Raw genomic sequence first — 14,815 nt, 5'->3', positions numbered from 1 at the left:
GGCCTTTTCCGCCCGGTGCGATAGACCTGCGGGATGAACGCAATGATTCAGCCCGTAATTCTGTGCGGCGGTGCCGGAACCCGGCTTTGGCCCGCGTCGCGGGGCGAGCGCGCCAAGCAGTTTCTTCCGCTCGCCGGCCCCGACAGCCTGTTTCGCCAGACGCTTGCGCGCACGCCCGCCGGACAGCATTTCCTGCCGCCGGTGATATTGTGCGGCGCGGCGCATGTGGCGCTCGTCCGCGAACAGCTGGACGGGCGCGAGGCGCGGCTCCTTGTCGAACCGGTCGCGCGCAACACGGCGGGCGCCATCGCGCTCGCGGCGGCGGGGGCCGATGCCGGCGACCTGCTGCTCGTCATGCCCAGCGACCATCTGATCGCCGATGTTCCGGCCTTCCACGCCGCGATTGCCAGGGCGAGCATGCTGGCGCAACAGGGATGGCTTGTCACCTTCGGGATCGCGCCCGACCGGCCCGAAACCGGATATGGCTATATCGCGAGCGGCGCGCCATTGGACGGAGAAGGCTTTGCCGTCGACCGTTTCGTCGAAAAGCCACCGTTGGATGCCGCCGAACAGATGCTCGCGACGGGAGGGTTCAGCTGGAATGCGGGGATTTTCCTGTTTCGCGCCGATGCGATGCGCGATGCGTTGCTCACCCATTGCCGCCCGATATTCGATGCCGCGGTCGAGGCGCTGGCGGCGGGGATGCACGATGGCGATGCGCTCTATGCCGATGAAATCGCCTTTGCCCGCGCGCCTTCGGATTCGATCGATTATGCCGTGATGGAAAAGCATGATCGCGTCGCGGTTGTGCCGGTGGCGATGGGCTGGTCCGATCTCGGCAGTTGGCAGGCGGTCCATGCGCTTGCGCCCGACCGCGACGGCAAGGGCAATGTCGCCGATGGCGACGCCTTTTTCCATGACAGCAGCGGAAATTTGGTGCGCGCCGACGGAAAACGCGTGTCGGTCGTGGGCATGGAGGATGTCGCGGTGATCGTCGACGGCGACGATATCCTCGTGCTCCCCCTCGCGCGCGCGCAGGACGTCCGCGAAGCCGCAAAGGCGCGCGACCGAAGCCTCGTGTCCGGAACCTAGCCCCCGCTGCGTATCGCGAACGTATCGACGGGAACCCATTTGATCAGCGCTTCGGCCTTGCTGCCGATCGTGGCGCGGCGAAACCCGCTTTTGCCGTGCGTTCCGACGACGAAAAGGTCGGGTCGCAGTCGTTCGATGGCCCGGGCAATGGCGACATTGGTGTCGCCTTCGATCACATGCGTCGCGATGCGTTTGCGAAGCGCGTCGCTTATCGCCTCCTGAGCGACAAAGCTGTCCATATCCTCGCTTTCCTCGGCGGTCACATCGGCACGGACATCGTCCGACGTGAAACGCGATTCATACGGAACATGAAATGCGTGGACCAGGTCGATGGGAATGTTTGGAAAAAGGTCGGCAGCCTTCGTCAGCGCGACGCGCGAACCCTGCGAAAAATCGGTCGCAACCATGATGCGCGCATAATCGGCATGCGGACGTTGCTTGACGACCAGCACCGGCAAATCGGTGTGGCGCAAAACATGGTCCACCGTCGTTCCCAGAAAATAGTCGCAGAAATCGTTCATCCGCGCGATTCCCGTGACGATGACCGCGCCATCCCGTTCGCGCGCGGCGGCGACGATGGCGGTCGGCGCCGAACCTTCGGGCAGGATAATATCGACGTCGGCCTGCGGGTCGGGAAGCGCGGCGCGAACCTTGGCGCTCCAGTCGACCGGCGTATCGTTGCCGACACCCGATTGCGGAACATGGATGACACCCGTGCGCGTGCCCCATTGCCGCGCCAGCATCAGCGCGCGGTCCACCGCCCTGTCGTCACGCGCGCTAAGGTCGGTCGCCACCATTACGGGATTTGCCATCAAGTGCCTCCTGTCCGGGACTCGCTATACCCAACCTGCCCAGAAAGGCCTTGGGGTGCAAGTTGCGGGCTATTGGCCCGTTTTCGGATCGCCGAGGTATTGCTAGGGTCAGGACCCCAGGATCCGGTGGCGCGTCGCATCCCAATTGTCGAAGCGCCAGAAGGTCGGGCTGTCGCGTCCGACGATGCGCGGGTGTTCGGCCGATGGCGCAATCGACTGGTCGAACGGCGGGAATTCGTCGAGCGCGTCGCAGTCGAAAAACGCCCGCACGACAACATCTTCGGCGCACTCGCCGTCGCTGCCGATGACGATGCCGAGCAACCCCGTCGACAGGCGGACGAGCGTGCCGACCGGGAAAATCCCCAGGCTGTCGGCAAAGCGTTCGAGCAACTGGCGGTCGATATGCCCTTCCCAGCTCTGCATCGCGGTCAGCGCCTCGCACGGCGTCCACGCTTGCTTGTAGGGACGGTTCGACGTCACGGCGTCATACACGTCGCAGATGGCCCCCATCCGCGCGTACAGCGACAATTGGTCGCCGCGCAGCCGGTCGGGGTAGCCGGTGCCGTCGACCTTTTCATGGTGGTGGCGGCAAACGTCGAGTGCCGCTTCGGGAATGTCGGCCGACGCGGCAAGCAGGTCGAACCCCGCCATCGGATGATTTTCGACGACGGTGCGCTCGTGCCGTTCGAGCGCGCCCGGCTTCATCAATATCGCATCGGCGATGGCAATCTTGCCCAGATCGTGAAGCAGCCCCGCGACCCCCAGATCGCGCACTTCGGATTCGCTCAGATCGAGCTGGCGCGCGAAATTCATCATCAGCGCGCACACGGCCACCGAATGAAGATAGGTATATTCGTCCTTCTCCTTCAACCGGACGAGGTTGATGAGCGCCTTTGAATCGCGCTCGATCGATTGGCCGATCGACTGCGCCAGCGGGACGAGCGGCGCGACTTCGACCGCGCGGCCCAGCCGCGCCTCCTCGAACATGTCGAACACCGCATGTTTCGACTTGTCGACAAGCGCCGCTGCACGGCGCCTTTCGCGGGCGTAGCTGCTGCGCTTCTGCGGCTTGATCCGGTCGGGCGTCGGCAGCGGATCGGCAGGGGGAAGGCCAGACGACACCGGGCCGTCTTTTTCGTCGGACGCGCGATATTTGCTTCGCCCTGCGCCATGGGCCGCGTTGGCCATCGTCGCGCGGCGGCTGCGCGCGCGATCGACGAACAGATGCGGGACTTCGGCGCCACGAACGAGCGCGAGTTGTTCCGGCGTTTCGACCAGAAAGCGATTGCGCCAGAACGGGTGGTCGATCCACCGTCCTTCGAACGCGTGAATATACATGCCGATTTCGACGTCTTCGGGTTTGATACGAAGCAACATTCAAACAGGGTCCCGCGCAGACAGCATCGACTGCCTGTCAATGACTTACGGCGCGGCGGGGCGAAAATTAAATCGCGGCGTCGCGGGGCTGCCCGCGCCTCAATCTCCGGCGAAATCGAACGCGCTCACGCCGCGCTCGCCTTCGCGAAAGCGCAGCGCCCGGCCGATCGGCGGCATCGACCGCTGGACGCAGCCGCTGCGCGTGCATCGACGGCAGCCGAGGCCGATCGGCGTCGCCGGTTGGCGCATCAGGTCGATGCCGCGCGCGGCGACGAGCGGGGCGGCCACTTTCGCGTCGACGCCGACGCACACCGCAAAGCGCGCGGGGGTGTTCGTTCCGGTCGATCCCGGCGCCGCGACGGTGCGGCTCTGGGTGAACCAGCGCGTTCCGTCCTCCAGTTCGACAAGGTCGGCGACAACTTCGCCCGGACGCGAAAAGGCCTCGTGGATCGCCCACAACGGGCAGCGGCCGTCGCCGTCGACCAGCGGCGACTGGCTCGCCCCGGCATAGCGTTTGCTCACCTGCCCCGCGCGGTCGATGCGCAGCATGAAAAAGGGCAGCCCGCGCGCGCCGACGCGCTGCAGCGTCGTCAGGCGGTGCGCCACCTGCTCGAACCCCGCGCCGAAGCGGCGCTGGAGCAGCAACAGATCATATCCCGTCGCATCGCACGCGCGCAGGAAGCGGCCATAGGGCATCATCAGCGCCGCCGCGAAATATTGGATCAGGTGGCGCTCGAACAATTTGGCCGCCGCTGTCTCGGCGAACTCGGCGCCGGCGACCAGCGCGTCGATCTGGTCCTTTGCCTCCATCTGCCCCAGCGTCGCCGCCGCCTGGAAGGTGCGCGATGCGGGGCGCAGCAGTTCGTTCAGCATCAACTGCCGCGCGTGCCAGTCGAGCCAGCGCAGCCGGTCGGGCATGACGTCGCTCGGAAGCACGCGGATTCCCAGCTGGTGCCGCGTGCGCAGGCGTTCGGCGATCGTGCCATACAGGTCGCCGCCCGCAAGCCGCAGCTCGTCGGCGAGTTCCTCGGCGCGGGCGTCGAGATCGGCGAAATGGTTGCGCCACTGTTCGATCGCGCGGCGCACCGCGGCAACTTCGGCTGGCTCGGCTTGTGTTTCGGACGTCTGCTCGGGTGCCGCGTCGAACAGGCGGGCAAAGGCAGCGGCCGTCGTCGGCGCCGCCTGCAACCATTCCTCGACCTCTTGCGCGCCGATGCCAAGGTCGGCGAAGCGCGGGTCGGCCAGGCGCCGCCGCAACCCCGCCTGCCCGCCGGGCACCTCCTCGCCGCCGAGCGACGCGACGTCGAAATCGAACCGTTCGGCCAGCTTGACCATCACCGTCGCGGTCAACGGGCGCTGGCCATTCTCGATCAAATTGAGATAGCTGGGCGAAATGTCGAGCGCTTCGGCCATCGCCGCCTGCGTCATCGCCGCGTCGCGCCGCAGCCGCCGTACCGCCGGTCCCGCAAACAGCCGCCGCTCTGCCATGATGTGTAACTTTCTTTACTAAATTACACTGCATATTGCACATTGCGGCCGATATTTACAAGATTTATTGACAAAGCTTTTCACTTTGCGCGGCACCTTCGGCAACATCGGCTCATCTCCTCCAGACGAAGGAACAGGACATGGGCTACACCGAAGACATGGCGCAGGCAGGCCGCCTCATCCGCGACCAGGACGGACGCTGGGACGCCATCAGCGCCGAGAATGTCGCTCGCATGCGCGCCCAGAACAAGTTCAAGACCGGCCTCGACATCGCGCGCTACACCGCGCGCATCATGCGCGCCGACATGGCCGCCTACGACGCCGATCCGGCGAACTACACCCAGTCGCTCGGTTGCTGGCACGGCTTCATCGCGCAGCAAAAGATGATCGCGATAAAAAAGCATTTCGGCACCACCAAGCGCCGCTACATCTATCTCTCCGGCTGGATGATCGCCGCCCTGCGCAGCGAATTCGGCCCGCTTCCCGATCAGTCGATGCACGAAAAAACCAGCGTCCCCGCGCTGATCGAGGAAATCTACACCTTCCTGCGCCAGGCCGACGCCCGCGAACTCGGTGGGCTGTTCCGCGAACTCGACGCCGCGCGCGCCGCGGGCGACGAACTCAAGGCCAAGCAGGTCCAAGCCGCGATTGACAATCATGAAACCCACGTCGTGCCGATCATCGCCGACATCGACGCGGGCTTCGGCAATGCCGAGGCGACCTATCTGCTCGCCAAGAAGATGATCGAGGCGGGCGCCTGCGCGCTGCAGATCGAAAACCAGGTTTCGGACGAAAAGCAGTGCGGACACCAGGACGGCAAGGTCACCGTGCCGCACGAGGATTTCCTGCAGAAAATCCGCGCGCTCCGCTATGCCTTCATGGAAATGGGCGTCGAGGACGGCATCGTCGTTGCGCGTACCGACAGCCTGGGCGCAGGCCTGACCAAGCAGATCGCCGTCACGACCCGGCCGGGCGACCTCGGAGACCAGTATAACGGCTTCCTCGACTGCGAAGAGGTGAGCGGCGCGGGCAATCCCGGCGACGTCCTCATCAACCGCGACGGCAAGCTGATGCGCCCGAAGCGGTTGCCTTCGAACCTTTACCAGTTCCTTCCCGGAACGGGCGAGGATCGCTGCGTGCTCGACTGCATCACCTCGCTGCAGAACGGCGCCGACCTCATCTGGATCGAGACCGAAAAGCCCCACATCGAACAGATTGCCGGCATGGTCGACCGCATCCGCGAGGTCGTCCCCAATGCGAAACTCGCCTATAATAATTCGCCGAGCTTCAACTGGACGCTCAATTTCCGCCAGCAGGTATTCGACGCCTGGGAGAAGGAAGGCAAGGATGTCAGTGCCTATGACCGCGCCAAACTAATGAGCGTCGATTATGACGGCACCGAACTCGCGGTCGAAGCCGACAACCGCATACGCAGCTTCCAGCGCGACGCGGCGAAGCGCGCCGGCATCTTCCACCACCTGATCACCCTGCCGACCTATCATACCGCAGCGCTGTCGACCGACAATCTGGCGAAGGAATATTTCGGCGACGAAGCGATGCTCGGATATGTCAAGAACGTCCAGCGCGCCGAAATCCGTCAGGGCATCGCCTGCGTGAAGCATCAGAACATGAGCGGCAGCGACATCGGCGACGACCACAAGGAATATTTCGCCGGCGAAGCCGCGCTCAAAGCGGCGGGCAAAGACAATACGATGAACCAGTTCGCCGCCTGATACGGCGCATCCAGCTTGGCGCGGGGCCTGCGACCCGCCCCGCGCCTACCCATCTTTCCTGGGGAGGAAAGCCTGTCCGTCGAGAGCCCTCGGGCTTTCGGCGGACATTTTTTCTTGCCGCGCAGTCCTGTACCAGACCCTGACACCGTTTCCCCTTGTCTGCGACATCAAGCGCGGGCATTATGTTGCAACGCACAACACTCTCCCCAGAGCAAGAGACTTATGACCGATACCCGGCTGACCATGATGGAAGCGATTGCGCGCCGACGCACAATTACCGCAAATTACAACGGCGCGCGCATGACGCTTGCCCCGCACCAATTGTTCGAACGCCACGGCGATCTGTTTGTCAGCGCGCTGAACCTCGGCAAGACATGGCGTTCGGATGACGAGCGCCGCCTCGGCCACTTCAAGCTCGACGGCCTCGGCGCGCCCGAGATCGGCGAAGAAAGTTTCGAGCCGCTTCCCTCGTTTGAAGCCGCGCCGCCACGCGCCGACGACACGCTTCTGCTCGCCGTTTGACGTCGCGGGCGGATCCGGCCGCCCGCGCGCCGGTTCAGGCCGAAGCTGCGACGTCCTGACCGCGGGTCTTGATCAACGACCAGAGGACGCCGCCTGCGATCAGGCCGAAGGTAATCGCCAGACTGATCCACGGCGGAAATTTTCCTCCGTCGAGCAGGAAATCGGCGACGAATATCTTCGATCCGATGAACACCAGAACCAGGGCCAATGCATATTTCAGATAATGGAAGCGATGGACCATCGCGGCCAACGCGAAATAGAGCGCGCGCAACCCCAAGATTGCCATGATATTCGACGTATAAACGATGAAGCTATCGGTAGTGATTGCGAGGATTGCCGGCACGCTGTCGACCGCGAACACCAGATCGGCCAGATTGATGACGACGAGGGCAAGAAACAACGGCGTGGCAGCGAGAGCGAGTTTTCCCGTCCGGCCGTCGGGCACGCGAACGAAGAATTTTTCGCCATGAAGTTCATGGGTGATCGGCACCTGACGCGACAGCCATTTGACGACCGGATTGCCGGCGACATCCATTGGCTTTTCGTCCGCGAACATCATCTTGATTCCGGTAAGGATGAGGAAGCCGGCAAAAATATAGAGCAGCCAGTCATATTCGCTGATGAGCGCAACCCCGCCCGCGATCATCAAGCCGCGCAGCACGATCACTGCGACAATGCCCCATAGCAAGGCGCGATACTGAAAGCGCGACGGAATGGCGAAGGCTTTAAAAATCAACGAAATCACGAAGATATTGTCGATGGACAACGCCTTTTCGATGAAAAAGCCTGTATAATATTGCAGGCCTGCATCGCCGCCCTTCTCGGCCCAGATCCAGAGACCGAAGGCGAGCGCAACGCCGATATAGAGGACAGAGAGCTTCAGGCTCTCTCCAATCCCCATCTCCTTGTTTTTCTTGTTCAAGACGCCAAGGTCAAAGGCGGTGAGCGCGGTGACCAGCGTCAGAAAGACAAGCCAGAACCAGACCGGTGTACCCAACCAGTCAGCGGAAATGAAATCCATGATTTTCCCTAACGAATGAAAGGGCGCGCCAGCCGGAGTAGGCGCGCCCGATACTATCCAGATGGTCGGTATCAGCTGAGCGCCCGCCGGCGCATAATCGCCGAAAGGCGGTCGCGCACTGCGAGCTTCAGCTTCTTGAGCCGCAACAGCCGGAACGGATCGCCGCCGCGTCGCCGCGCTTCCCGGCGGACTGCCTCGTCCAGACGGCGGTGCAACGCGGACAGGTGATAAATATGGGGATTCAAAGACATATGGCCTCCTGATTGAGCGTACTCAAAACAGGTGACGCCGACGCCTTACCCTGATCAGGGGGGAGGAAGGGCCAGAGCATCGGTGTCACCCGATGCGGTCCGACATCACGCGGCGGGATAAACCCGCCGACGCCAGAGGGGCCCGGCCCGCATAGCGGCTATTTAGGGCGCCGGGATGCCCGGTGCAAGAGCCCGCTCGCCGCCTCGATCATCCCTTCGGCATCAATTTCATCGCCATTGCCGTGAGCGCCTCGGTCGCGGTCGAAACAACCGCATGCGCGTCGGGCGCCCAGAAAGGCGAGTGAAGGCTCGGCAGGGTTCGGCCCTCCTTCTTCGCCGCATCGAACTCGGCCTGCGGGACGCCGCCGACCCAGAAGATCAGGCTTTGAATATCCTTGTCGTCGCGCGAAAAGCGACCGAAGTCCTCACCGCCCATGACCGGCGGCAATTGATGAACGCGCGCCGCCCCGAACCGGCCCGTCAAAAATTCGGCCATGTCGCGCGTCAATTCGGGCGTGTTGTAGGTCGATGGCGTGAACTCGTTCCGGTCGACCGTCACGTCGGGCATCTTGTCGTCGGGAAGCCCCGCAGCGATCGCTTCGCCCTTGGCAATTCGTGCGATGCCGTCGAGCAAATGGGTGCGCACCTCATCGGTATAGCTGCGAACGGTCAGTTGCAGCCGTGCCTCGTCGGGTATGATGTTGTGCTTGGCGCCCGCGTGAAAGCTTCCGACGGTCACCACGGCGCTGTCGAGCGGGCTTACCTCACGCGCGACGAGCGTCTGCAAGGCCGTGACGATCCGGCTTGCCAGGACGATCGGGTCTTTGGTGGTTTGCGGATAGGCGCCGTGCCCGCCGACGCCCTTCACCAATATATCGACGCTGTCGACATTGGCGAGCGCATAGCCCGGCGTGTAGCCGATCATTCCCGCAGGAAACTGCGCGGCGTCGTGAAAGGCCAGCGCGTAATCGGGCTTCGGAAAGCGCGTATAGAGGCCGTCCTCCAGCATCATTCGGGCACCCGCGCCGCGTTCCTCTGCAGGCTGACCGATCATGACCAGCGTGCCCGACCATCGATCCTTGTGTGCCGCCATCAGACGCGCAACGCCGACCCACGCGGTCATATGGGTGTCGTGACCGCAGGCGTGCATCACGCCCGTTTCGACGCCCTCCTTGGTCGTCACCCGCACCTTGGAGGCGCCGGGGAGGCCCGTCTGCTCGGTGACCGGAAGCGCGTCCATATCGGCGCGGACGAGCACGATCGGACCGGGGCCGTTTTCCATCACCGCGACGATACCCGTTCCGCCGACCTTCTCGGCAACGCTGAATCCCAACCCGCGCGCTTCGGCCGCAAGAATGCCGGCCGAGCGCACTTCCATGAAACTCAGTTCGGGATTGGCGTGAAAATCGTCATAGACCTTCATCAACGACGGCATCTGCTTGCCGACTTCGGCGGCGATATCCTGCGCCGCGACCGGCATCGGCAAGATGATCGCAAGGGCCGCGACGGCCGTCAGCTTCATATTCATGTCCATTCCCCCGCTTTAGCTTTCCGGTACCAGTTCGATCACGTCGAGCAGCGATTCATAGGCCGGCGCAGGCAGAACCACGCGCCAGCGATTCTCGCCGATCCGTTCGACAAGGCCCGCCATATCGCGCATCCGGTCGATCCCGTAACTGACGGGCATTTTCTCGTCGCCGAGAACCAGAGTGCCGAGAAATATCTGGCGCTTCAGATTGTCGGGAAAGATCAATCCGACCGGGCGCTGCGATCCCGAAGTCTTGGTCAGGCTGTAAAGCCCCTGCTCGGCGGCGATGCGGCACCGGAACCAGCCATAGGCAACGAATCCTAGCGTCCCGCGCCCCTTCGCCCCGACCTTGACGGTTCGGCACCGGTAATCGCCGGCGGGCAAGTGCGGATTGGGAAGCGCCGCCAATGGTGCAAGCAACGCGCCCTCGCGTTCGATGGCCGCCCCCTGCCCCTTTGCGCGCGCGTCGGCGAGCGCGGCGGTCCAGCTTGCATACCAGTTGCGGATACGCTCGCGGTCCTGATCTGTCGCCGTCGCACGCCAACTGCCGTCGGCCTCCGGCGGCGGAAGGTCGGCAGCGGGCACCGGACTGGCGGGCACCGGACGGCACCCGCCGAGCGCTACTCCTGCGACAAGCAATGAAACTAATATAGCGCGACCCTTCATTCTCCGCCTCTCCTGACCGGTTATCGCTTAACCATAAGAGAGCGAAGGAGAATGCTCAACCGAATGTCGGGTCTATTGCGCGGTCCACCCGCCATCGACGCTCAGATTGGCCCCGGTGACATTCGCCGCTTCGTCGCGCGTCAGGAACAGAACGAACGCCGCCACCTGCTCTACGGTCACGAACTGCTTGGTCGGCTGACCGGCGAGCAGCACGTCGTTGATCACCTGTTCGCGCGTCATCCCGCGCGCCTTCATTGTGTCGGGAATCTGGTTTTCGACGAGCGGCGTCCAAACATAGCCAGGGCTGACGCAATTAACCGTGATACCAGCATCCGCCACCTCGAGCGCGACCGCCTTGGTCAACCCGGCGAGTCCGTGCTTGGCCGCAACATAGGCCGATTTGAACGGCGATGCGACGAGCGAGTGCGCCGACGCGGTGCCGATGATCCGTCCCCACCCCTTCTTGCGCATCCCCGGAATCGCGAGACGCATCGTATGAAAGGCCGAGCTCAGGTTGAGCGCGAGGATAAGGTCCCATTTTTCGACCGGGAACTCCTCGACCGGCGACACGAACTGCGTTCCCGCATTGTTGACGAGGATGTCGACGCCGCCCATCTCGGTGTCGGCGCGCGCGAACATGTCCGCGATGGCTTCGGGCTTGGTCAGGTCGGCGTCGTCATAGGCGGCCTTTGCTCCGCTCAACGCTTCGAGCCCGGCCCGCTCGGCCTCGATTGCGCCCGCGTCGCCGAACCCGTTGATGATCAGCGACGCGCCTTCGGCCGCGAGCGCCTTCGCGATCCCGAGCCCGATGCCCGATGTCGATCCGGTGACGAGTGCGGTCTTGCCTTTGAGATGCATGGGTCAGCTTCCTTTCTGTGGGGGAGTTTCATCTGGAGCGTCGGGCACAACCTTGGGTCGCAAGGCGTTCGATTGGACGGCAAAGGCCTCCGAACGCCCCTCGACGATACTTTGCGCTAGCAAATGTCCGTCCTTCATCGCCGCTTCGACCGCCGCGCGGCCGAGAGCCCAATTGGTCTCCATCGTCGACCGCGAAAATTCGAAATCGCGCGCGCCGGTCTGCCATGTCGGCGGCTGGTGTATCAGCTGAACCACATTGAGCGCATGGCAATCAACCATGCGCCGCACCGCCTTGACCTCGGGGAGATCGAGCAATTCGTCGGGGAGCTTGCTCAACATGCGGTCGACGAGTTGATGCTCCTTGCGGCGTCGGACGAGCCCGTCGGAGATGCGCCGCGTGCGGCTCGAATAGCGGATATCCTTCTCGCGCGACCAGGCTTCCTCCAGATCGTGCGGCCGCTCGCCGCGCGCGGGGAAGAGGTCGACCTGAAACACCAGCATATCCTGCTTCGCCGACTCGACGACATGTTCGAGCGGGGTGTTCGACACGAGTCCGCCGTCCCAGTACCAGACGCCGTCGATCTCGACCGGCGGCAACCCCGGCGGAAGCGCTCCCGACGCGAGGATATGCCGCGCGTCGATGCGGTCGGTGCGCGTGTCGAAATAGCGAAAGTTGCCGGTTTCGACCGCAACCGCCCCGACCGACAGGCGCACGCTGCCGCCGTTCACCCGATCCCAGTCGACGAGCCGGTCGAGCGTCGCCGCTAGCGGCGCCGTGTCATAAAGGCTGACGGCTGCGGGCGTCTGCGGTTCGGCAAAGCCTGGCGGCGGCCAGCGCGGTGCGAAGAAACCGGGAACGCCGAAAGCCGCGACTTGTCCGGCGGCGGCAAGATGCATCCATTCGCGGGCAAGGTCGTTGTCGACTACCGGCAACGCGGGGAGCGCCGACGACACGCCGTCCCAGAAGTTGCGCATCTTTCCGACCGCTTCGTCGCGCGGATTGCCCGCAATGATCGCAGCGTTGATCGCGCCTATCGAAATCCCCGCCACCCAGTCGAGCTCGATGCCCAGATCGATCAGTGCCTCGTAAACGCCGGCCTGATAGGCGCCCAGTGCGCCGCCGCCCTGCAAGACGAGCACGACAAGATCGGGAAGCGGCAGGGCAGCATGGACGGCGCGGCGGGGCATTGGCAATTGTTGCACCGCAGCACGCACGATTGCAAGCGGGCGAAGGTGCAAAACCCTTCCAATTGCCGGTTTCGGCTGTAACAATTGGAACAAGTGGGCAGAAAGCTGGAGATAGGCGATGCGCCTCGACGATTATGACCCCGGCGACGACATCCGCGACCTTGGGCGCGGCGGCGGCGGATTCGGCGGCGGCGGCGGTGGGCTCGGCAATCTGCTGTTCGCCTTCCTTCCAATGCTGCTTGGGCGCAAAATGGGGTGCGGGACGATCCTGATCCTAGGCGCGGCAGCGTTTTTCCTGCTCGGTCCCGGCGCTAACATGTTGAGCATGGGGGGCGGGACCGCCGATCCGATGGCCGACAGTCGCGGCGGCCAGGCGGTCGCCTGCGACACGGCGGCTGAACGTTTTGCCTGCAATGTCTTCGGATCGACGCATCAAGTGTGGGGCGACCTCGTCGGCGGTTACAGACGACCGACGCTCAACTTCTTTACCGACCAGAACCGCTCGGCGTGCGGCGCAGCACAGGCGGCGATGGGACCATTTTATTGCCCCGCAGATCAGGGCGTCTATCTCGACACCAGCTTTTTCCGTGAACTCGAAGGCCGGTTCGGCGCCGCGGGCGACGCGGCGCAGGCCTATGTCGTCGCGCACGAGGTCGGGCACCATATCCAGACAATCACCGGAACGTCGGAGCAGGTGCGGCGTGCGCAGGCGCGCAGCTCGCAGGCAGAGGGCAATGCGCTGCAGGTCCGCATGGAACTCCAGGCCGACTGCTACGCCGGCGTCTGGGCAGCGCGCGCGCGCAACAGCGCAGGTCAGCCGGTGATGGAACCGGGCGATATGGAGGAAGCGATGCGCGCCGCCAACGCCATCGGCGACGATACGCTGATGCGCTCGGCGGGCCAGCGGCCCGTTCCCGAAAGCTTTACTCACGGCACGAGCGAGCAGCGCATGACCTGGCTGCGCCGCGGCCTCCAGACGGGCGATCCACAACAATGCGACACCTTCAACGCTGCGCTTTAGCAGGGGCGCTGGTCGCGGCTTTCACCGCATCGGCGACGAACGCGCAAACGCTTTACATCGAGGCCGGCCGCCTGATCGACGGCCAGTCCGACAATGTCCGCACGGGCCAGTGCATCACGGTCGAATATGAACGGATCGTCGCCGTCGCTCCCTGCGGCGCGACGCCCGAAGGCGCGACCCGGCTCGACTGGTCGGGGTTCACCGTGCTGCCGGGGCTTATCGATCTCCACACCCACCTTGCCGACCTTGGCCAAAGTGCCGATCTCGCCGCTCCGATCAAGTCCTCGCCCGCCGAAACCGCGCTCGTCGGCGCGCGCAATGCACGCGTCACGCTCGACGCCGGTTTCACCAGCGTCCGCGACGTCGGCACCTATCGCGGCCTCACCGATGTCGTGCTGCGTAACGCGATCGAGCGCGGCGACGTGCCGGGGCCGCGCATGTGGGTTGCGGGCGCCTATATCACGGTCCCCGGCGGCGGCGGCGAACTCAACGGCGTGATGCCCAACGACCAGCTTCCGCCCGACCTGCGCCTCGGCGTCGCCTCGACTCCCGAAGAGGCTGCCGCCAAAGCCGCCTATCTGCTCGATCATGGCGCCGACTTCATCAAGACGATCGCCACCGGCGCGGTGCTGGCAATCGGCACCGAGCCGGGGGCGCCCGAACTCACCGAAGATCAGCTGCGTGCGGTGGTGAAGGTCGCCCATGCGCGCGGGAAAAAAGTCACCGCGCACGCGCACGGCGCCGAAGGAATGAAGAATGCGATCCGCGCCGGGGTCGACAGCATCGAGCATGCGAGCCTCGCAGACGAAGAAGCGCTCCAGATGGCGAAAAAGCACGGCACCTGGCTGGCGATGGACATTTACAACGGCGACTTCATCGATGCCGAGGGTACAAAGGAAGGCTGGCCCGAGGAATATTTGCGCAAGAATCGCGAAACGACCGAGGCGCAGCGCGCGGTGTTCCGCCGGGCGGTCGAGCTGGGCGTCAACATCGGTTACGCGACCGATGCCGGCGTCTATCCCTACGGCCTCAACGCGCGGCAGTTCAAATATATGGTGCGCCACGGGATGACGCCGATGCAGGCGATCCGGTCGGCGACCGGCCGCGCGGCCGAGGAAATGGGGCGCAGCGACGTGGGCGCGATCGTTCCCGGCCGCTACGCCGACATGGTGGCGGTCAAGGCCGATCCGCTCGCCGATATCGGCGCGCTCGAGGCGATCGACCATGTGATGAAGGGCGGCAAGCTCGTTCGCTGAAG

At 64.2% G+C, this 14,815-nt stretch carries 14 protein-coding genes; 5 read left to right on the top strand and 9 right to left on the bottom strand.

All coding sequences use genetic code 11. The annotated features are described in order from the left end of the window. The first annotated feature begins 42 nt into the window (after window positions 1–42). Complete coding sequence (locus H7692_RS00930) at window positions 43–1,092, top strand: mannose-1-phosphate guanylyltransferase (protein ID WP_319796402.1); 1,050 nt, start codon at window positions 43–45, stop codon at window positions 1,090–1,092. Here H7692_RS00930 and H7692_RS00925 read toward each other — a convergent pair. The 3 genes from H7692_RS00925 to H7692_RS00915 form a co-directional block, all read right to left on the bottom strand. Next, window positions 1,089–1,904 carry a universal stress protein gene (locus H7692_RS00925; protein WP_227339628.1) on the bottom strand — a complete coding sequence of 272 codons (816 nt, stop codon included), beginning with the start codon at window positions 1,902–1,904 and terminating at the stop codon, window positions 1,089–1,091. The genes H7692_RS00930 and H7692_RS00925 overlap by 4 nt on opposite strands. A gap of 108 nt (window positions 1,905–2,012) precedes the next feature. Continuing rightward, window positions 2,013–3,281, bottom strand: a complete 1,269-nt coding sequence (locus H7692_RS00920; protein WP_227339627.1) for an HD-GYP domain-containing protein — start codon at window positions 3,279–3,281, stop codon at window positions 2,013–2,015. Window positions 3,282–3,380: 99 nt separating this feature from the next. Beyond that, the gene (locus H7692_RS00915) at window positions 3,381–4,769 is read right to left on the bottom strand and encodes a helix-turn-helix domain-containing protein (RefSeq protein WP_227339626.1); all 1,389 of its coding nucleotides are present in this window, start codon (window positions 4,767–4,769) and stop codon (window positions 3,381–3,383) included. A gap of 140 nt (window positions 4,770–4,909) precedes the next feature. Between H7692_RS00915 and H7692_RS00910 the strand changes: the two genes are divergently transcribed. Both H7692_RS00910 and H7692_RS00905 read left to right on the top strand, forming a co-directional pair. Beyond that, complete coding sequence (locus tag H7692_RS00910; RefSeq protein ID WP_227339625.1) at window positions 4,910–6,502, top strand: isocitrate lyase; 1,593 nt, start codon at window positions 4,910–4,912, stop codon at window positions 6,500–6,502. 222 nt (window positions 6,503–6,724) lie between these two features. Further along, window positions 6,725–7,024 carry a WYL domain-containing protein gene (locus H7692_RS00905; RefSeq protein ID WP_227339624.1) on the top strand — a complete coding sequence of 100 codons (300 nt, stop codon included), beginning with the start codon at window positions 6,725–6,727 and terminating at the stop codon, window positions 7,022–7,024. A 34-nt stretch (window positions 7,025–7,058) separates the two neighbouring features. Here the strand turns inward: H7692_RS00905 and H7692_RS00900 are convergent, their stop codons facing one another. The 6 genes from H7692_RS00900 to H7692_RS00875 all read right to left on the bottom strand — a co-directional run bounded on the left by H7692_RS00900 (window position 7,059) and on the right by H7692_RS00875 (window position 12,536). Beyond that, a complete protein-coding gene (locus tag H7692_RS00900; protein ID WP_227339623.1) occupies window positions 7,059–8,045 on the bottom strand; it encodes a TerC family protein in 987 nt (328 codons plus the stop codon). 71 nt (window positions 8,046–8,116) lie between these two features. Then, window positions 8,117–8,296, bottom strand: a complete 180-nt coding sequence (locus H7692_RS00895) for a DUF465 domain-containing protein (RefSeq protein WP_227339622.1) — start codon at window positions 8,294–8,296, stop codon at window positions 8,117–8,119. Between the two features lie 208 nt (window positions 8,297–8,504). Further along, complete coding sequence (locus H7692_RS00890) at window positions 8,505–9,818, bottom strand: amidohydrolase (protein WP_227339621.1); 1,314 nt, start codon at window positions 9,816–9,818, stop codon at window positions 8,505–8,507. Between the two features lie 21 nt (window positions 9,819–9,839). Then, a complete protein-coding gene (locus H7692_RS00885; protein WP_227339620.1) occupies window positions 9,840–10,490 on the bottom strand; it encodes a DUF4893 domain-containing protein in 651 nt (216 codons plus the stop codon). 72 nt (window positions 10,491–10,562) lie between these two features. Continuing rightward, the gene (locus tag H7692_RS00880; RefSeq protein ID WP_201925023.1) at window positions 10,563–11,348 is read right to left on the bottom strand and encodes a 3-hydroxybutyrate dehydrogenase; all 786 of its coding nucleotides are present in this window, start codon (window positions 11,346–11,348) and stop codon (window positions 10,563–10,565) included. Window positions 11,349–11,351: 3 nt separating this feature from the next. Next, entirely contained in the window at window positions 11,352–12,536 is a 1,185-nt protein-coding gene (locus H7692_RS00875) for a patatin-like phospholipase family protein (RefSeq protein ID WP_222136245.1), read from the bottom strand. A 118-nt stretch (window positions 12,537–12,654) separates the two neighbouring features. Here H7692_RS00875 and H7692_RS00870 point away from each other — a divergent pair, with 118 nt between their 5' ends. Together H7692_RS00870 and H7692_RS00865 are read left to right on the top strand one after the other, a co-directional pair. Further along, the gene (locus H7692_RS00870; RefSeq protein WP_222136246.1) at window positions 12,655–13,557 is read left to right on the top strand and encodes a neutral zinc metallopeptidase; all 903 of its coding nucleotides are present in this window, start codon (window positions 12,655–12,657) and stop codon (window positions 13,555–13,557) included. Then, complete coding sequence (locus H7692_RS00865; protein ID WP_227339619.1) at window positions 13,530–14,813, top strand: metal-dependent hydrolase family protein; 1,284 nt, start codon at window positions 13,530–13,532, stop codon at window positions 14,811–14,813. Before H7692_RS00870 ends, H7692_RS00865 begins: the two co-directional genes overlap by 28 nt. The last annotated feature ends 2 nt before the right edge of the window (window positions 14,814–14,815 follow it).

The organism is Sphingopyxis sp. P8, from assembly GCF_020622175.1.
GTDB lineage: Bacteria > Pseudomonadota > Alphaproteobacteria > Sphingomonadales > Sphingomonadaceae > Sphingopyxis > Sphingopyxis jiangsuensis.
The sequence above is the reverse complement of the archived record's forward strand: the minus strand, read 5'-3'. Positions and strand labels throughout refer to the sequence as shown.

Coding starts and splice junctions, on each gene's coding strand:
- H7692_RS00930 (WP_319796402.1), top strand. CDS start 43: ATGATTCAGCCCGTAATTCTGTGCGGCGGTGCCGGAACCCGGCTTTGG.
- H7692_RS00925 (WP_227339628.1), bottom strand. CDS start 1,904: ATGGCAAATCCCGTAATGGTGGCGACCGACCTTAGCGCGCGTGACGAC.
- H7692_RS00920 (WP_227339627.1), bottom strand. CDS start 3,281: ATGTTGCTTCGTATCAAACCCGAAGACGTCGAAATCGGCATGTATATT.
- H7692_RS00915 (WP_227339626.1), bottom strand. CDS start 4,769: ATGGCAGAGCGGCGGCTGTTTGCGGGACCGGCGGTACGGCGGCTGCGG.
- H7692_RS00910 (WP_227339625.1), top strand. CDS start 4,910: ATGGGCTACACCGAAGACATGGCGCAGGCAGGCCGCCTCATCCGCGAC.
- H7692_RS00905 (WP_227339624.1), top strand. CDS start 6,725: ATGACCGATACCCGGCTGACCATGATGGAAGCGATTGCGCGCCGACGC.
- H7692_RS00900 (WP_227339623.1), bottom strand. CDS start 8,045: ATGGATTTCATTTCCGCTGACTGGTTGGGTACACCGGTCTGGTTCTGG.
- H7692_RS00895 (WP_227339622.1), bottom strand. CDS start 8,296: ATGTCTTTGAATCCCCATATTTATCACCTGTCCGCGTTGCACCGCCGT.
- H7692_RS00890 (WP_227339621.1), bottom strand. CDS start 9,818: ATGAAGCTGACGGCCGTCGCGGCCCTTGCGATCATCTTGCCGATGCCG.
- H7692_RS00885 (WP_227339620.1), bottom strand. CDS start 10,490: ATGAAGGGTCGCGCTATATTAGTTTCATTGCTTGTCGCAGGAGTAGCG.
- H7692_RS00880 (WP_201925023.1), bottom strand. CDS start 11,348: ATGCATCTCAAAGGCAAGACCGCACTCGTCACCGGATCGACATCGGGC.
- H7692_RS00875 (WP_222136245.1), bottom strand. CDS start 12,536: ATGCCCCGCCGCGCCGTCCATGCTGCCCTGCCGCTTCCCGATCTTGTC.
- H7692_RS00870 (WP_222136246.1), top strand. CDS start 12,655: ATGCGCCTCGACGATTATGACCCCGGCGACGACATCCGCGACCTTGGG.
- H7692_RS00865 (WP_227339619.1), top strand. CDS start 13,530: ATGCGACACCTTCAACGCTGCGCTTTAGCAGGGGCGCTGGTCGCGGCT.